Origin of the sequence: Psychrobacter sp. 16-MNA-CIBAN-0192 (assembly GCF_040309565.1) — a bacterium.
Lineage (GTDB): Bacteria > Pseudomonadota > Gammaproteobacteria > Pseudomonadales > Moraxellaceae > Psychrobacter.
On the sequence record NZ_JBEOOX010000653.1, the window covers coordinates 1 to 241 of the forward strand.

1 protein-coding gene is annotated in these 241 nt (G+C 44.4%); it reads left to right on the forward strand.

The window, feature by feature from the left end:
* Window positions 1-241, forward strand: a 241-nt coding sequence (locus AAEY78_RS14735; RefSeq protein ID WP_352340218.1) for a hypothetical protein, incomplete at both ends; no start/stop codon positions are given.

Here is a 241-nt window from a genome sequence, read left to right on the forward strand (position 1 = left end):
GACCCTTAATAGCCAAGCGGCTGATATCAAAATAGCAGGTAAGACGTTACTGATTACGGCGGCAGCTGACTTCAAAGTAGAGGATGTGGTTGAGAGCAGTAGCGCTATTGAGAATCTGACCTATCAGCAAAGCGGTTATGTGGCATCAAGTCATATTAGCAATCGGGAGCGTGATAGTCGTGGTTTTGTGCAAGGGGATAAAAATGTTGTTTTGACGACTTATTATCGACAAGCTGAGATG